The organism is Kitasatospora sp. NPDC002551 (genome assembly GCF_040296005.1).
Classification (GTDB): Bacteria; Actinomycetota; Actinomycetes; order Streptomycetales; family Streptomycetaceae; genus Kitasatospora.
Window position 1 is genome coordinate 1 of record NZ_JBEOWI010000014.1, and the last position, 17,048, is coordinate 17,048.

Here is a 17,048-nt window from a genome sequence, read left to right on the forward strand (position 1 = left end):
GGGGACGGGCGCGGTGGCGCTGGCCGCGCAGGTCGCCGCCGACGCCGCCACCGGGCGGGGCGCGGCGCTGCGGGCGGCGATCGACCTGCTGATCGCGCTCACCCCGTTCGTGCTCACCCCGCCGAGCCGTCAGCTCGCCGCGACGGCCGACGCGCTGGCCGAGGCCGCCGCCCGGGACGGCGACGGCCGGGCCGAGGGGCGGGCGCACTTCCTGCGCGGCAACGTCGCGCTGGCCGCGACCCGGCTGGACGCGGCCGAGGCGGCGTCCAGCCGGGCGGTGGAGGCGGCCCGCGCGGCCGGGGACTCGGTGGTGCTGCGGCAGGCGCTCAACGACCTCGGGCTGATCTGCCAGTTCCTGAGCCGCTACGACGAGGCGGTGGACCACTACGACGAGGCGCTGCTGCTGGCCAACCGGCTCGGGCACCGCTCGGGTGCGCTGGTGACGACGGTGAACGCGGCGCTGGCGCGGGTGCGCAGCGGGCGGGCGGACGAGGCGGTGACGATCTGTCACGAGGTGCTGGCCGAGCTGCGGACCCGGCAGGACGACCCGGGCCGGGCGTACACGCTGTACGTGCTGGGGCTGGCGCTGCACGCGCTGGGGCGGCACGAGGAGGCGGTGACCTGGTTCGGCGAGTGCCTGGCGGTGTCGGTGGCGGCCGGTCTGCGGGACCGGGCCGCGCATGCGCGCTACCGGCTGGCGGACAGCCTGCGCGAGCTGGGCCGGGCGGACGAGGCGCTGGACCACGCGGAACAGGCGCTGGCGCTCTGCGTGGAGCTGGGCGCGGAGCGGGACCAGGCGCAGGCGCTGGTGGTGCTGGGCTGTGCGCTGGCGGACCTCGGGCGCGGGGGCGAGGCGGGGGCGCGGCTGCGGGAGGCGCTCGCGATCTTCCGGCGGCTGGGGCTGCCGGAGGCCGCCGAGGTGGCGGGGCTGCTCGCGGAGCCGGCGTTCGCGCTGGTGGATCCCTGAGCGGCGGGTGGTGCGGGGGTGGCAGAAACGGTTCTGCGTGCGGTCGTGAGGGCGGGCGGGGCTCAGGAGCCGGTGCTGTTCCAGTCCGAGTGGCCGCTGCCGTCGGTCGGGGTCGGGGTCGGCGTGGCGGTGGGGGCGGTGGTGCCGGTGCCCGTGCCGGTCGCGCCGTCCGCCATCGCGGTGCCGGCCGCGCCGAGGGCGAGCAGGGCGCCGAGGCCGAGGCCCGCGACGGCCAGGCTGATCCGGGCGGTACCGGTGGTCGAGCGCTTCGCCATGACTGCTCCTCGGGTGCTGTTCCCTGCCGGGAAGGGGCTGTGCCGGGCTCTCCCCGGCTGACGTGATCAGCATGGCAAGGGGCGTTCAACGGCCGATCGACGCAGGAGCAGCGTGCGTCGATCGGCCGCGTTGACCGGAGCTCCGACCGGAGCGTTGTTCGAAGCGTTGATCGGAGCGTTGATCGGAGCGTTGACGGCCGGCCGGCCGGGTCAGGCCGCGTGCCGGATCTCCAGGGTGCAGCACTTCACGCTGCCGCCGCCCTTGAGCAGCTCGGACAGGTCCACCCCGATCGGCCGGTAGCCGTGCTCGCGCAGCCGGGCCGCGACGCCGGTGGCCGCCTCCGGGAGCACCACGTTCAGCCCGTCGCCGGCCACGTTGAGCCCGAACGCCTCGGCGTCCTCCTCCCCCACCAGCACCGCGTCCGGGAAGAGCCGGCGCAGCACCGCCCGGCTGCCGGCCGAGAAGGCGCCCGGGTAGTACATGATCCGGTCGCCGTCGAGCACGCTGAGCGCGGTGTCGAGGTGGTAGAAGCGCGGGTCGACGAGGTCCAGGCCGACCACCGGGCGGCCGAGGAACTCCTGCGCCTCGGCGTGCCCGGCGGAGACGCTGCGAAAGCCCCGGCCGGCCAGCAGGTAGCGGTCGGTCAGCAGCAGGTCCCCCTCGCCCTCGTTGACGTGCACCGGGTCGTGGGTGGCGAAGCCGCGGGCCCGGAACCACTCCAGGTACGCCGGGCCCTCGGCGGCCCGCTCGGGGTTGCGGAACCGGGCGCCGAGCACCCGGCCGTCGACGACGGTGGCGCCGTTCGCCGCGTACACCATGTCGGGCAGGCCGGGCAGCGGGTCGATCAGGTCGACCCGGTGGCCGAGGTCGAGGTACAGCTCGTACAGGCGCTCCCACTGGGCCACGGCGAGGCCGGTGTCGACGGGCTTGGCCGGGTCCATCCACGGGTTGATCGCGTAGCTGACCTCGAAGTGGGTCGGAGGGCACATCAGGTAGTGGCGCGGGCGGGCGGTGCGGGTCACGGCAGGCTCCGGAGGTGAGGGTGAGGGCGGGAGGAGCGGGAGGCGGGGGTTCAGAGGGCGGCGGGGCGCTCGGGGAAGTCGCGCCGGGTACGCAGCGGGCCGGCCAGCAGGACGGCGCCGGCGGAGAGCAGCACGCTCGCCATGATCCAGATGGTGGTGCGGGCGCCGAGCACCTCGCCCAGCCAGCCGCCGAGCAGGGCGCCGGCCGGGATGGCGCTGAAGTTGACGGTGGAGGCGCTGGCCCGGATCCGGCCGATCATCGCGGGCGGGCAGTAGGACTGGTAGAAGCTGCCGGCCAGGACGTTCCCGGCGATCACCCCGCAGACCGCGACCGACCAGGCGACCGCGCTCACCGCGAGCGGCAGCCGGGTGCCGGCCATCGGCAGCAGCAGGATGAACGGGGCGGCGACCAGCTCGCAGAGCAGCAGCCCGCGGGCGGTGCCGAACCGGCGGGCGATCCGCCCGGCGAGGGCCGCCCCCGCCAGGCCGCCGACCGAGACCACCGCGAAGACGGCGCCGATGCCACCGGGCGAGACCTCGACGCTGCGGACCAGGAAGATCGTCTGGACGGCCTGGATGCCGTTGAGGCCGAGGTTGCCGACCGTCCCGAAGACCGCCAGGTTCCGCAGGTAGGGGTCGTGGGCCAGGAAGCGCACGCCCTCGCCGATCTCGCGCAGGATGCCGCGCCGCTCGGAGACCGGCGGCGGGGTCTCCTGCACCTTGATGGTGCCCAGGCAGAGCGCCGAGACCAGATAGGTCACCGCGTCGGCGAGCAGTCCGCTGGCGGCGCCGAACACCTGGGACAGCAGGCCGGCCAGGCCGGGCCCGGCGATCTCCGCCGCGGAGTCCCCGGAGCGCAGCTTGACGTTGGCCTCCAGCAGGTCGTCCTTGGCGACGATCGACGGCAGGACGGCCCCGTAGGCAGTGGAGAAGAACACCTTCACCGCCCCGGCCAGCAGCGCGACCAGGATCAGCTGGGCCATCGTCAGCGCGCCGAACCAGCCGGCCACCGGCACGCTGCCGAACAGCACCAGCAACAGCAGGTCGCAGACCAGCATGACCTTCAGCCGGGGCCAGCGGTCCACCCAGGCGCCGGCCAGCAGGCCGAGGAAGAGCCACGGCACCCAGGCGGAGGCGGTCAGCACGCCGACCATGAACGGCGAGGCGTCCAGGGTCACCACCGCCACCAGGGCGAGGGCGACGTTGCCGACGGCGGTGCCCAGCCCGCTGGTCGTCTCGCCGACCCAGAGCTTGCGGAAGTTCGCCTGGGCCCAGAGGCCCCAGCGGCTGCGACGGGGTCCGTCGTCCACCGCGGGCGGCTCGACCGGGACGGTAGTCGTGGTCATCGCGGGTCACTCTCCAGCGTGTCGGCCAGCACGGCGGCGATCCGTGCGAGGGGCTCGGGTTGGGTCAGGGCGCCGTGCGCGCAGTCGATCCGGTGGGCGGTGACGGGACCGCCGAGGTACGGGGCCCAGGCGGCCTCGTAGGGCCAGTCGGCGGGCTTGTCGGCGGTGGCGCCGACGAAGACGGCCGCGCCCCGGTAGTGGCCGGGCACGTGCTCGGCCATCAGCTTGCGGTGGTGCTCGAAGACGTCCGGCAGGAGGCCCGCGGCCTCGCCGAGCAGGGCGGCCAGGTCGGCCTGTCCGCGCCCGTCGGCCGGGTCGTAGCCGAGCGAGGCGAGGAGTTCGGCGAGGGTCTCCACCGGGTCGTCGGAGGCCGGGCGCTCCTCGGTGACCGCCCCGGCCGGGAGGCCGTCGAGCAGGGCGAGCAGGGCGACCTCCTGGCCCGCCGCCTGGAGCTGGACGGCCATCTCCTGGGCGACCACGGCGCCGAAGGACCAGCCGAGCAGATGGTACGGGCCCTGCGGGCGCACGGCCCGGATCTCCCGGACGTAGTCGGCGGCGATCTCGCTGACGGCGGCCGGTGAGCCGCCGCGCAGGCCGCGGGCCTGGAGGCCGAACACCGGGCGCTCCGGGTCGAGGTGGCGCAGCAGGCCGGAGTAGACCCAGCTGATGCCGGCGGCGGGGTGGACGCAGAACAGCGGCGCCTCGGCACCCTCGGCGCGCAGCGGGAGCAGCACGTCCAGGGCGTCGGAGCGCTCGCCCCCGGCGGTGTCCAGGCGGCGGGCGAGGCCGGCCGGGGTGGGGGCCTCGAACAGGGCCCGCATGCCGAGGTCGGCGCCGAAGGCGGTGCGGATCCGGGCGAGCAGCTTCATGGCGAGCAGCGAGTGGCCGCCGAGGTCGAAGAAGCCGTCGTCGATGGTGACGCCGCCGACACCGAGCACGTCCGCGAAGAGCGCGCAGAGCCGCTCCTCGCGCGGGGTGCGGGGGGCGCGGCCGGTGGGCGAGGCGGTGAGGTCGGGGGCGGGCAGGGCGCGCCGGTCGACCTTGCCGCTGCCGGTCAGCGGGAGGGCGTCGAGCAGGACGACCGCCGCCGGGACCATGTGGCCGGGCAGCGCTTCGGCGACGAAGGCGCGCAGCTCGGCCGGGTCGGGCGCGCCGGCGCCCTCGGGGACGGCGTAGGCGACCAGGCGGGGGCCGCCGGGGCCGTCCTCGCGGGCCGTCACGGTGGCGGCCCGGACGCGCGGGTGGCGGGTGAGCGCGTGCTCGATCTCGCCGAGTTCGATCCGGAAGCCGCGGATCTTGACCTGGTGGTCGGTGCGGCCCAGGTAGTCCAGGCCGCCGTCGCGGGTGCGCCGGACGAGGTCACCGGTGCGGTACATCCGCGCGCCCCGGGTGAACGGGTCGGCGACGAAGCGCTCGGCGGTCAGCGCCGGGCGGCCGAGGTAGCCGCGGGCCAGGCCCGCGCCGGCGAGGTACAGCTCGCCGGGGACGCCGGGCGGGACGGGGGCCAGGTGCTCGTCCAGCACGTAGCCGCGGGTGCCGAGCACGGTCCGGCCCAGGGAGGGCCGGTCGGTGGCGGTGAAGGGGTGGGTGAGGGCGTCGACGGTGGACTCGGTGGGGCCGTAGAGGTTGCGGGCGGTGGTGTGCGGGGCCGCCTCGCACAGCCTGGTCCACAGCGCCTGGCCGACGGCCTCGCCGCCGAGCAGCAGCACCTTCGGGGCGGCCTCGCCGTCCAGCAGGCCCTCGGCGACCAGTTGTTCGGCGTAGCTCGGGGTGACGTTGACGCCGCTGATGCCGGTGGCGCGGACGTGCCGGACGAGGGCGGCGGCGTCGCGGCGCAGCTCGTCGCCGATCAGGTGCAGCTCGTGGCCGGCGATCAGCCAGAGCAGGCTGTCCCAGGAGGCATCGAAGCAGAGCGAGGCGGTCAGGGCGACGCGCAGCCGGCCGTGGGCGCGTTCGGCCTCGCCGAAGGTCTGCGCCCGGTGGTGGGCCAGCAGCGCGGCGATCGAACCGTGGGTCACCACCACGCCCTTGGGGCGGCCGGTGGAGCCGGAGGTGTGGATCACGTAGGCGGCGTGGGCCGGGTCGGGGGCGGCGGCGGGTGCCGGAGCCGGGACGGCCGGTTCGTCGGAGTGCACCGGCAGGGTCGGCAGCCCGGTGAGCAGCTCCGGCAGCGGCCAGCCGTCGTCGGTGACGACCAGGGCGGGCGCGGCGTCGGCGAGCGTCGCCGCCGTCCGCTCGGCCGGGTACTCGGCGTCCAGCGGGAGCGAGGCCGCGCCGGACTTGAGGACGGCGAGCAGGGCGACCACCGTCTCGGCCGAGCGCGGCAGGGCCAGGGCGACCACCCGGTCCGGCCCGGCGCCGGCCGCGCGCAGCCGGGCGGCGAGCCGCTCGGCGCGGGCGTCCAGTTCGGCGTAGTCGAGCCGGGTGGTGCCGAAGACCAGCGCGGTCGCGTCCGGGGTGCGGGCCGCCTGGGCGGCGAAGGCGGCCGGCAGCAGCGGCAGCTCGGCGGGCAACGGGGCCGCGGGGGCGAGGAGTTCGGCCCGCTCGCCGTCCGCCAGCAGGTCGGCCCGGCCGATCGGCCGGCCGGGGTCCGCCGCGACGGCGGCCAGCAGGCGGCCGAAGCGGGCGGCGATCGCCTCGACGGTCTCCCGGTCGAACAGGTCGGTGGCGTAGTCAATCGCGCACTCCAGCCCGGCGGGCGCGCCGTCGGCGTCGAAGGACTCGCCCATGCCGATCGAGAGGTCGAACTTGGCGGCGTACCCGCCGACCGGCTCGACCACCGCCGGGAGCCCGGCGAGGTCCGGCGGGGCGTCCCCGACCCCGGCGGCGCCCGGGGTGCCGCCCTGGAGCAGCAGCATCACCTGGAAGAGCGGGTGGCGGGCCAGCGAGCGGACCGGGTTGAGCTCCTCGACCAGCCGCTCGAACGGCACGTCCTGGTGGGCGTGGGCGTCGAGCTGGCTCTCCCGGACGCGGCCGAGCAGATCGGCGAAGCTCGGGTCACCGGAGGTGTCGGTGCGCAGCACCAGGGTGTTGACGAAGAAGCCGACCAGGTCGTCCAGCGCCTCGTCCGAGCGGCCCGCGACCACCGAGCCGATCGGCACGTCGGTGCCCGCGCCCAGCCGGGTGAGCAGCGCGGCGAGGCCGGCCTGCAGGGTCATGAACATCGTCACCCGGTGCTCGCGCGCCAACCGGACGAGGCCGCGGTGCAGTTCGGCGCCGAGCGGCAGGACGACGCGGTCGCCGCGGTGGCCGCTGTCGGCGCGCCGGGGGCGGTCGGCGGGCAGCGCGATCTCCTCCGGCAGTCCGGCCAGGGTGTCGCGCCAGAAGGCGAGTTGGCGCGCGGCCGGGCTCTGCGGGTCCGCCTCGTCGCCGAGCAGCCCGCGCTGCCAGAGCGCGTAGTCGGCGTACTGGACGGGCAGCGGGCGCCAGGCGGGCGCGGTGCCGTCACGGCGGGCGGCGTAGGCGGCGGCGAGGTCGCGCAGCAGCGGGTCCATCGACCAGCCGTCCCCGGCGATGTGGTGCAGCACCAGGACCAGCAGGTGGTCGTCGGTGCCGTCGCCCGCCGGGAGGAGGTGGGCGCGGATCGGCAGCTCGGCGGCGAGGTCGAAGGGGACCTCCGCGAAGGCGGCGACCGCGTCCGCCGGGTCGGCCGGCGCCGTGGTGCGGTGGTCCAGCGGGACGCGGGCCCCGGCGGCCGGGAGGATCCGCTGGTACGGCTCGCCGTCCTGCTCGGCGATCACCGTGCGCAGGCTCTCGTGCCGGGCGACCAGGTCGCCGAGGGCCGCGGCGAGCACGGCGGGGTCCAGCGGGCCGCCGACGCGCAGGGCGAGCGGCAGGTTGTAGAGGGCGCTGGGGCCCTCCATCCGGTCGATCAGCCAGAGCCGGCGCTGGGCGAAGGAGAGCGGCAGCCGCTCGGGGCGCGGGCCCGCGGTGAGGGCGGGCCTGGTCGCGGCGCCGCCGTCCAGGCGCTCGGCCAGGCCGGCGACGGTCGGGGCCTCGAAGACGTCCCGGATGCCGAGTTCGGAGCCGAGCACCGAGCGGACCCGGCCGGCCAGCTTCATCGCGAGCAGCGAGTGGCCGCCGAGCGCGAAGAAGTCGTCGTCGATGGAGACCCGGTCGAGGCCGAGGACGTCGCCGAACAGTCCGCAGAGCAGTTCCTCGCGGGCGGTGCGGGCCGCTCGGCCACCGCTGAAGAGGCCGAAGTCGGGGGCGGGCAGAGCCCGCCGGTCGACCTTGCCGCTGCCGGTCAGCGGGAGGGCGTCGAGCGGGACGACGGCGGCCGGGACCATGTGGCCGGGCAGCGACTCGGCGGCGAACCGGCGCAGCTCCTGGGCGAGTTCGGAGCTCGGCGGGGCGGTGGTGGCGCAGTGGGCGACCAGTCGGCGGTCCCCGTCGGCGCTCTCGTGCAGGGTGACCACGGCCTGGCGGACGCTCTCGTGGCGGGTGAGCGCGTGCTCGATCTCGCCGAGTTCGATCCGGAAGCCGCGGATCTTGACCTGGTGGTCGGTGCGGCCGAGGTAGTCGAGACCGCCGTCGCGGGTGCGCCGGACGAGGTCACCGGTGCGGTACATCCGGGCGCCGGGCGTGAACGGGTCGGCGACGAAGCGCTCGGCGGTCAGCGCCGGGCGGCCGAGGTAGCCGCGGGCCAGGCTGCGGCCCGACAGGTAGAGCTCGCCGGGGACACCGGGCGGGACGGGGGCCAGGTGCTCGTCCAGGACGTAGGCCCGGGTGCCGAGCACGGCCCGGCCCAGGGACGGGCGGTCGGTGGCCGCGAAGGGGTGGGTGAGGGTGTCGACGGTGGCCTCGGTCGGGCCGTAGAGGTTGCGGGCCTCGGTGTGCGGGGCCGCCTCGCGCAGCCTGGTCCACAGCGCCTGGCCGACGGCCTCGCCCCCGAGGAGCAGCACCTTCGGGGCCGCCTCGCCGTCCAGCAGGCCCTCGGCGAGCAGCTGTTCGGCGTAGCTGGGGGTGACGTTGACGACGCCGACGGACTCGCCGCGGACGTACCGGACGAGGGCGGCGGCGTCGCGGCGCAGCCCGTCGCCGATCAGGTGCAGCTCGTGGCCGGCGATCAGCCAGAGCAGGCTGTCCCAGGAGGCGTCGAAGCAGAGCGAGGCGGTCAGGGCGACGCGCAGCCGGCCGTGGGCCCGCTCGGGCTCGCCAAAGGTCTGCGCCCGGTGGTGGGCCAGCAGCGCGGCGATCGAACCGTGGGTCACCACCACGCCCTTGGGGCGGCCGGTGGAGCCGGAGGTGTAGATGACATAGGCGGCGCTTTCGGGGTCGATCCGCACGGGCGGCTCACCGGCCGGCCGGTCGGCCCAGGCCGCGGCATCGGCGGGCAGCACGGTCAGGCCGTCCAGCACCTCGGGCAGCGGCCAGCCGTCGGTGGTGAGGACGGCCGCCGGGCGGGCGTCGGCGAGCATGTGGGCGGTGCGCTCGCGCGGGTACTCGGCGTCCAGCGGCAGGAAGGCGGCCCCGGCCTTGAGCACGGCCAGTTGGGCGACCACGGTCTGCGCCGAGCGCGGCAGGGCGAGCGCGACCACCGACTCCGGGCCGATCCCGGCCGCCGTCAGGCCGTGGGCCAGGCGGTTGGCGCGGGCGTCGAGGTCGGCGTAGCTCAGCCGGGTGGCGCCGAAGACCAGGGCGGTCGCCTCCGGGGTGCGGGCCGCCTGGGCGGCGAAGGCGGCCGGCAGCAGCGGCAGCTCGGCGGGCAACGGGGCCGCGGGGGCCAGGAGTTCGGCCCGCTCGTGCTCGGCCAGCAGGTCGGCCCGGCCGATCGGGCGGTCGGGGTCGGCCACCACGGCCGCGAGCAGGCGGCCGAAGCGGGCGGCGATCGTCGCCGCGGTCTCCCGGTCGAACAGGTCGGTGGCGTAGTCGAGCGCGCAGTCCAGGCCGGCGGGCGTGCCGTCGGGGCCGAAGAACTCCTCCAGGGTGACGTTCAGGTCGAACTTGGCGACACCGGTGTCCGAGGGCAGCGCCTCGGCGGTCAGGCCGGGCAGCTCCAGCGCGCCCTCGCCGGCGGACTGGAGGACCAGCGCGACCTGGAAGAGCGGGTGGCGGGCCAGCGAGCGGACCGGGTTGAGCTCCTCGACCAGCCGCTCGAACGGCACGTCCTGGTGGGCGTAGGCACCGAGGCCGGTCTCCCGGGCGCGGCCCAGGAGTTCGGCGAAGCTGGGGTCACCGGAGGTGTCGGTGCGCAGCACCAGGGTGTTGACGAAGAAGCCGACCAGGTCGTCCAGCGCCTCGTCCGAGCGGCCCGCGACCACCGAGCCGATCGGCACGTCGGTGCCCGCGCCCAGCCGGGTGAGCAGCGCGGCGAGCGCGGCCTGCAGGGTCATGAAGAGGGTGACCCGGTGCTCGCGGGAGAGCGCGACGAGAGCGCGGTGCAGCTCGGCGTCGATCGGCAGGGCGACGCGCCCGCCGCGGTGGTCGGCGCGGGCGCCGCGCGGGCGGTCCCGGGGCAGCGCGATCTCCTCCGGCAGATCGGCCAGGGTGTCGCGCCAGTAGGCGAGTTGACGGGCGAGCAGGCTCTGCGGGTCGGCCTCGTCGCCGAGCAGCCCGCGCTGCCAGAGCGCGTAGTCGGCGTACTGGACGGCGAGCGGCTCGAAGACCGGGGGCTCGCCGCCGAGGCGCAGCGTGTAGGCCTCGGCGAGGTCGCGCAGCAGCGGGCCCATCGACCAGCCGTCGCCGGCGATGTGGTGCAGGGCGACGACCAGCACGTGCTCGTCCTCGGCGAGGCGCAGCAGGGTGACCCGCACGGGCGGTTCGGCGGCCAGGTCGAAGGGGCGGCGGGCGGCGCGGTCCACCTCGGCGTCGACGGATTCCGGTGCGCAGTCGAGGAGTTCGACCGGGACGGCGGCTTCGGCGCCGGCCACGGGGAGGATCCGCTGGTAGGGCTCGCCGTCGTGTTCGGCGATGACGGTGCGCAGGCTCTCGTGCCGGGTGACCAGGTCGCCGAGCGCGGCGGTGAGCGCGGCGCGGTCGAGTTCGCCGGTCAGCCGCAGCGCGAGCGGCATGTTGTAGAGGGCGCTGGGGCCCTCCATCCGGTCGATCAGCCAGAGCCGCTGCTGGGCGAAGGAGAGCGGCAGCCGCTCGGGGCGCGCCGCGGCGCTGAGCGCGGGCCGGACCTCGGCGCCGTCCAGGCGCTCGGCCAGGCCGGCGGCGGTCGGGGCCTCGAAGACGTCCCGGATGCCGAGTTCGGAGCCGAGCACCGAGCGGACCCGGCTGAGCAGCTTGGTGGCGAGCAGCGAGTGGCCGCCGAGGGCGAAGAAGTCGTCGTCGATCGAGACGGCGCCGTCCAGGCCGAGGACCTCGGCGAACAGGCCGCAGAGGATCTCCTCGCGGGCCGTGCGGGCGGCCCGGCCGCCCGCGCTCGCGGCGAAGTCGGGGGCGGGCAGGGCGGCCCGGTCGAGCTTGCCGTTGACGTTGAGCGGCAGCGCCTCCAGGGTGACGAAGGCCGCCGGGACCATGTAGTCGGGCAGCGCGGCGGCGGCGTGGGCGCGCAGCTCCGCCGGGTCGGCGCCGGTGGCCAGGTAGGCGACCAGCCGGGTGCCGGCCGTGCCGTCCCGGTGCGGCAGCACGGCGGCCTGCCGCACCTGCGGGTGGCCGGCCAGGACGGTCTCGATCTCGCCGGGTTCGATCCGGAAGCCGCGCACCTTGACCTGATGGTCGGTGCGGCCGAGGAACTCCACCGAGCCGTCGGCGCGGCGCCGGGCGAGGTCGCCGGTGCGGTACATCCGGGCGCCCTCCTCGTACGGGTCGGCGACGAAGCGCTCGGCGGTCAGCGCCGGGCGGCCGAGGTAGCCGCGGGCCAGACCGGCACCGCTCAGGTAGAGCTCGCCGGGCACGCCGACGGGCACCGGGCGCAGCCGCGCGTCGAGCAGGTGGGCGCGCAGGTTGGACAGCGGGCGGCCGATCACCGGGCGGGTCACGGTGGCGTCGAGGCGGTGGTGCAGGGCGTCGACGGTGCACTCGGTGGGCCCGTAGATGTTGAGCACGAGGGTGTCGGGGGCGGCGGACAGGGTGGTCCACAGCTGCTGGCCGCAGGCCTCGCCGCCGATCATCAGCACGGCGGGCGGGCAGGTGGTGAGCAGGCCCTCCTCGACCAGCCGTTCGGCCTGGCCGGGGGTGACGTCGAGGACGTCGGCGCCGGTGCGGGCGAGGTACCGGACGATGGCGCCGGCGTCGCGGCGCAGGTCGTCGCCGATCAGGTGCAGTTCCTGGCCCGCGGCCAGCCAGAGCATCCCTTCGAGGAAGGTGTCGAAGGACATCGAGGCGGTCGCGGCGAAGGTGAACCGCCGCCCGGGGTGGGCCTGCCGGGCGAGCCTCAGGGTTTCGTCGCGGTGGAAGGCGTGCAGGTTGGCGAGGCCGCCGTGCCGGACCACGACGCCCTTGGGGCGGCCGGTGGAGCCGGAGGTGTAGATGACGTAGGCGGCGCTTTCGGGGTCGATCCGCACGGGCGGCTCACCGGCCGGCCGGTCGGCCCAGGCCGCGGCGTCGGCGGGCAGCACGGTCAGGCCCTCCAGCACCTCGGGCAGCGGCCAGCCGTCGGTGCTCAGCGCGGCGGCCGGGCGGGCGTCGGCCAGCATGTGGGCGAGCCGGTCGCGCGGGTAGTCGGAGTCCAGCGGCAGGTAGGCGGCGCCGGCCTTGAGCACGCCGAGCAGGGCGACGATCGACTCGGCCGAGCGGGGCACGGCGAGCGCGACCAGCGATTCGGGGCCGATGCCGGCGGCGGTCAGGCCGTGGGCGAGGCGGTTGGCGCGGGCGTTCAGCTCGGCGTAGCTCAGCCGCAGCCCGCCGGAGACCAGGGCGGTCGCGTCCGGGGTGGCGGCGGCCTGGGCGGCGAAGACGGCCGGGAGGAGCACCTCGGCGCCGGGGCGGGCGGTGTCGTGCCAGCGGGCGAGCTGCGCGTGGCCCGCCGCGCCGAGCACGTCCAGTTCGGCGACCGGGCGGTGCGGCTGCGCGGCGGCCTGGGCGAGCAGGTGGACCAGCGCGGCGGCGAGCCGCTCGGCGGTGGCACGGTCGAACAGGTCGACGGCGAACTCCAGGCCGCCGGACAGGCCGGCCGGGGCGCCGTCGGGGTGGTGGCGCTCGGAGAGGGTGAGGGTGAGGTCGAAGGCGGTGGTGGGCAGGCCCAGCGGCTCGTAGGCGGCGCGGGTGCCGGGGAAGGAAGGACCGTCGCCGGCGGTGTTGTCGAAGGCGATCATCACCTGGAACAGCGGGTGCCGGGCCAGGGTGCGGGCCGGGTTCAGCTCCTCGACCAGGCGCTCGAACGGCACGTCCTGGTGGGCGTAGGCGGCCAGGTCGGCCTCCCGGACCCGGGCCAGCAGTTCGGCGAAGGTGGGCGCGCCGCTGAGATCGGTGCGCAGCACCAGGGTGTTGGCGAAGAAGCCGACCAGGTCGTCGAGGGCGGTGTCCAGGCGGCCGGCCAGCGGGGTGCCGATCGGCAGGTCGTCGCCGGCGCCGAAGCGGTGCAGCAGGGCGGCGTAGGCGGCCTGGAGCACCATGAACAGGGTGACGCCGTGCTCGGCGGCCAGGGCGGCGAGCCGGGCGTGCAGGGCGGCGTCGAGTTCCAGCTCGACGACGTCGCCGCGGTGGCCGGCCACCGGCGGGCGCGGGCGGTCCAGCGGCAGCGGCAGCTCGTCGGGCAGGCCGGCCAGCGCCTCGCGCCAGTGGGCGAGCTGACCGCCGAGCAGCGACGCCGGGTCGTCGTCCGCGCCGAGCAGCCGGTGCTGCCAGAGGGTGTAGTCGGCGTACTGGACGGGCAGCGGCCGCCAGGCCGGGGCTGCGCCGGTGCGGCGGGCGGTGTAGGCCTCGGCGAGGTCGCGGAACAGCGGGCGCAGTGACCAGCCGTCGCTGGCGATGTGGTGCATCACCAGGGTGAGGACGTGCTCCTCGGGGCCCTCGGGGGTCAGGTAGGCGTGCAGCGGGACGTCCGTCGCCAGGTCGAAGGTGTGCTGGACGAGGTCCTGCGCGGGGCGGTCGGTGACGGTGAGCAGCGGTGCGGGCGGCGCGGCCAGCACCCGCTGGTGGGGCACGCCGTCGTGCTCGGTGAAGACGGTGCGCAGGCTCTCGTGGCGGGCGGCGACGTCGCCGAGGGCGGCTTCCAGGGCGGCGGTGTCGAGCGGGCCGGTCAGCCGCAGGGCGAGGGTGACGTTGTAGGTGGCGGCGGGGCCCTCGGCCTTGCCGAGGAACCAGAGGCGGCGCTGGGCGAAGGAGACCGGCAGGTGCTCGGGGCGCGGCTCGGGGCGCAGCGCGGGGCGGGCGGAGGCGCCGGCGATCCGGGCGGCCAGGGCGGCGACGGTCGGGGCCTGGAAGAGGTCGGCGATGGCGAGTTCGGCGCCGAGGTCGGCGCGGACCCGGCCGACCAGGCGGGTGGCGAGCAGGGAGTGGCCGCCGAGGGCGAAGAAGTCGTCGTCGATGGTGATGTCGTCGATGCCGAGGAGCTCGCCGAACAGCGCGCACAGGGCCTGCTCGCGCTCGTCGCGCGGGGCGCGGCCGGCGGTGTCGGCGCCGAGGTCGGGGGCGGGCAGGGCGCGCCGGTCGACCTTGCCGTTGGCGTTCAGCGGCAGGGCGGGCAGCACCACGACGGCGGAGGGGACCATGTAGCCGGGCAGGGTGTCGGCGGCGAACCGCCTGAGCCCGGTGGCGAGGTCCGGGTGCGCGTCGAGGGCGGCGGCGGGCACCGCGCAGTAGCCGACCAGCCGGGTGTCGCCGGGGCGGTCCTCGCGGGCGACCACGATGACCTGGCGGACGGCGGGGTGACGGGAGAGCACGGCCTCGATCTCGCCCAGCTCGATCCGGAAGCCGCGCAGCTTGACCTGGCCGTCGATCCGGCCGAGGAACTCGATCGCGCCGTCGGCCCGGCGGCGCACCAGGTCGCCGGTGCGGTACATCCGGCCGCCCTCGTCGTACGGGTCGGCGACGAAGCGCTCGGCGGTGAGGGCGGCCCGGCGCCAGTAGCCGCGGGCCAGGCCCGCCCCGGAGACGTACAGCTCGCCGGGCACGCCGGGCGGCACGGGCTGGAGGCGGGCGTCCAGGACGTGGGCGCGCATGTTGTCCAGCGGCAGGCCGATCGGCGCCCGGGCGCCGTCCAGGTCGGCGGGCACCAGGTGGTGGAAGGTGGCGAAGGTGGTGGCCTCGGTGGGCCCGTAGACGTGGGCGAGCAGCAGGTCCGGGCAGTGGTCGAGGACGCGGCGCATCAGGGTGCCGGAGGCGGCCTCGCCGCCGGTGCAGACCACGCGCAGGGCGCGGAAGGTCTCCGGGGCCTGCTCGGCGACCAGGTCGAACAGGGCCTTGGTGAGGAAGACCGCGCTGACGGCGTGCCGGGTGGCGAGGGCGTGCAGGGCGGCGGCGTCCAGGGTGCCGGGCGGGGCGACGACCACCGTGCCGCCGTGCAGCAGTGGCGTCCACAGCTCGTAGGTGGCGGCGTCGAAGGCGTGCGGGGAGTGCAGCAGGATCCGCTCGTGCCGGCCGTCGCGCCAGCGGCGGTCGTCGGCGAGGTCGACCACGTCGCGGTGGCGGACGGCGACGCCCTTGGGGGTGCCGGTGGAGCCGGAGGTGAACATCACGTAGGCCAGCCGGTCCGGGTGGACGGGCAGGGCGGGGTCGTGGTCCGGCCGCCCCGCCTCGTCGCCGGGGCGCACCACGGTGGCGGTGTGCGCGAAGCCGGGCTCGGCGCGGTCGGTGAGCAGCACCGGCGCGCCGGTGTCGGCGAGCAGCGCGGCCATCCGCTCGGGCGGCAGGCTCGCGTGCATCGGCACGTAGCAGCCGCCGGCCTTGAGCACGGCGAGGGTGGCGACCACCAGGTCCACCGAGCGCTCCATCAGCAGCGCGACCGGGGACTCGGGGCCGACGCCGGCGGCGGTCAGGTGGTGGGCGAGCCGGTTGGCGCGGGTGTTGAGCTCGGCGTAGGTGACGGCGCCGCCGTCGTGGGCGAGGGCGACGGCGTCCGGGGTGCGGGCGGCCTGCTCCTCGAACAGGGCGGGCAGCGCGCCGGTGCGCACCGGCGCGGCGGTGGCGTTCCACTCCCGGGCGAGGCGGGTGCGCTCCTCGGGGGCGAGGATGTCCAGGGTGCCGATCGGCACCCCGGGGTCGGCCACCGCGGCGGCGAGCAGCCGGGCGTAGCGCTCGAACAGGGTGGTGACGGTGGCGCGGTCCCAGAGGTCGGCCGCGAACTCGGCGGAGCCCTCCAGGCCGGCCGGGGCGCCGTCCGGGCCGTGCCGCTCGGTGACGCCGATGTTGAGGTCGAACTTGGCGACCCGCAGGCCGAGCGGCTCGGGCGCCGACTCCAGCCCGGGCAGGCCGAGTTCGCCCTCCTCGTGGTTCTGGAGCACCAGCAGGGTCTGGAACAGCGGGTGACGGCCGAGCGCGCGGGCCGGGTTGACCTCCTCGACCAGCCGTTCGAACGGCACGTCCTGGTGCGCGAAGGCGTCCAGCTGCGACTCCCGGACGCGGCGCAGGAGTTCGGCGAAGGACGGGTCGCCGGACGTATCGGTGCGCAGCACCAGGGTGTTGACGAAGAAGCCGACCAGGTCGCTCAGCGCCTCGTCGGAGCGGCCGGCCACACCGGTGCCGAGCGGGATGTCGGTGCCGGCGCCGAGCCGGGTGAACAGCGCGGCCAGGCCGGCCTGGAGGACGGCGAACAGGGTCGAGCGGTGGGCGCGGGCCAGCTCGGCCAGCGCGGCGTGCAGCTCGGGGGCGAGGGCGAACGGGACGGCGTCGGCGGCGCCGGTCGGCACGGGCGGCCGGGGCCGGTCCGCGGGCAGCTCCAGCTCCTCCGGAAGACCGGCGAGAACTCCTCTCCAGTAATCGAGTTGACGGCTCATCAGGCTGTGCGGGTCGGACTCCTCGCCGAGCAGCTCGCGCTGCCACAGGGCGTAGTCGGCGTACTGGACCGGCAACGGCTCCCACTGCGGCTCGCCGCCCGCGAGCCGGGCGGTGTAGGCCTCGGCGAGGTCGCGCAGCAGCGGGCCGAGCGACCAGCCGTCGCCGGCGATGTGGTGCAGCACCACGAGCAGCACGTGCTCGGGGGTGCCGGCGGGGTCGTGGGCGCCGCGGGGGGCGGCCGGATTGAGCGAGAAGACCGTGACCCGGAGCGGGAGTTCGGCGCTCAGGTCGAAGGTGTGAGCGGCTTCCGCGTCCCGCAGGGCCGGGTAGTCGGCCGGTGCGCACTCCACCGTGGCGAAGGCGACGGCCGCCTCCGCCGGCGGCAGGATGTGCTGCACCGGCACGCCCTCCCCGTCCACCGGGAACACCGTGCGCAGGGCCTCGTGCCGGGCGACCACGTCCGCCGTCGCGGCGCGCAGCGCGGCGGTGTCGAGCGGGCCGCGCAGGCGGACCGCGAACGGCAGGTTGTAGAGCGCGGTCGGCCCTTCGATCTGGTCGATCAGCCACAGACGCTGTTGTGCGTACGAAACCGGGATCACGGTGCTTCCTCTG

5 protein-coding genes are annotated in these 17,048 nt (G+C 76.4%); 1 reads left to right on the forward strand and 4 read right to left on the reverse strand.

Annotated features, from left to right (window positions below; genetic code table 11):
- On the forward strand, positions 1–967 hold a 967-nt coding region (locus ABT093_RS15050), incomplete at its 5' end, for a tetratricopeptide repeat protein (RefSeq protein WP_350564262.1).
- Between the two features lie 62 nt (positions 968–1,029).
- Here ABT093_RS15050 and ABT093_RS15055 read toward each other — a convergent pair.
- The 4 genes from ABT093_RS15055 to ABT093_RS15070 form a co-directional block, all read right to left on the reverse strand.
- Positions 1,030–1,242, reverse strand: a complete 213-nt coding sequence (locus ABT093_RS15055; protein WP_350564264.1) for a hypothetical protein — start codon at positions 1,240–1,242, stop codon at positions 1,030–1,032.
- A gap of 210 nt (positions 1,243–1,452) precedes the next feature.
- Positions 1,453–2,265 (reverse strand): dimethylargininase, encoded by an 813-nt coding sequence (gene ddaH / locus ABT093_RS15060; protein WP_350564266.1) that lies wholly within the window; start codon positions 2,263–2,265, stop codon positions 1,453–1,455.
- Positions 2,266–2,315: 50 nt separating this feature from the next.
- Complete coding sequence (locus ABT093_RS15065) at positions 2,316–3,611, reverse strand: MFS transporter (RefSeq protein WP_350564267.1); 1,296 nt, start codon at positions 3,609–3,611, stop codon at positions 2,316–2,318.
- Positions 3,608–17,035, reverse strand: a complete 13,428-nt coding sequence (locus ABT093_RS15070; protein ID WP_350564269.1) for a non-ribosomal peptide synthetase — start codon at positions 17,033–17,035, stop codon at positions 3,608–3,610. The genes ABT093_RS15065 and ABT093_RS15070 overlap by 4 nt, the downstream gene beginning before the upstream one ends.
- Positions 17,036–17,048 lie beyond the last annotated feature (13 nt).

Bases quoted from the DNA above. Each gene is read 5' to 3' on its own strand.
- ABT093_RS15055 (WP_350564264.1), bottom strand. From the start codon at position 1,242: ATGGCGAAGCGCTCGACCACCGGTACCGCCCGGATCAGCCTGGCCGTC.
- ABT093_RS15065 (WP_350564267.1), bottom strand. From the start codon at position 3,611: ATGACCACGACTACCGTCCCGGTCGAGCCGCCCGCGGTGGACGACGGA.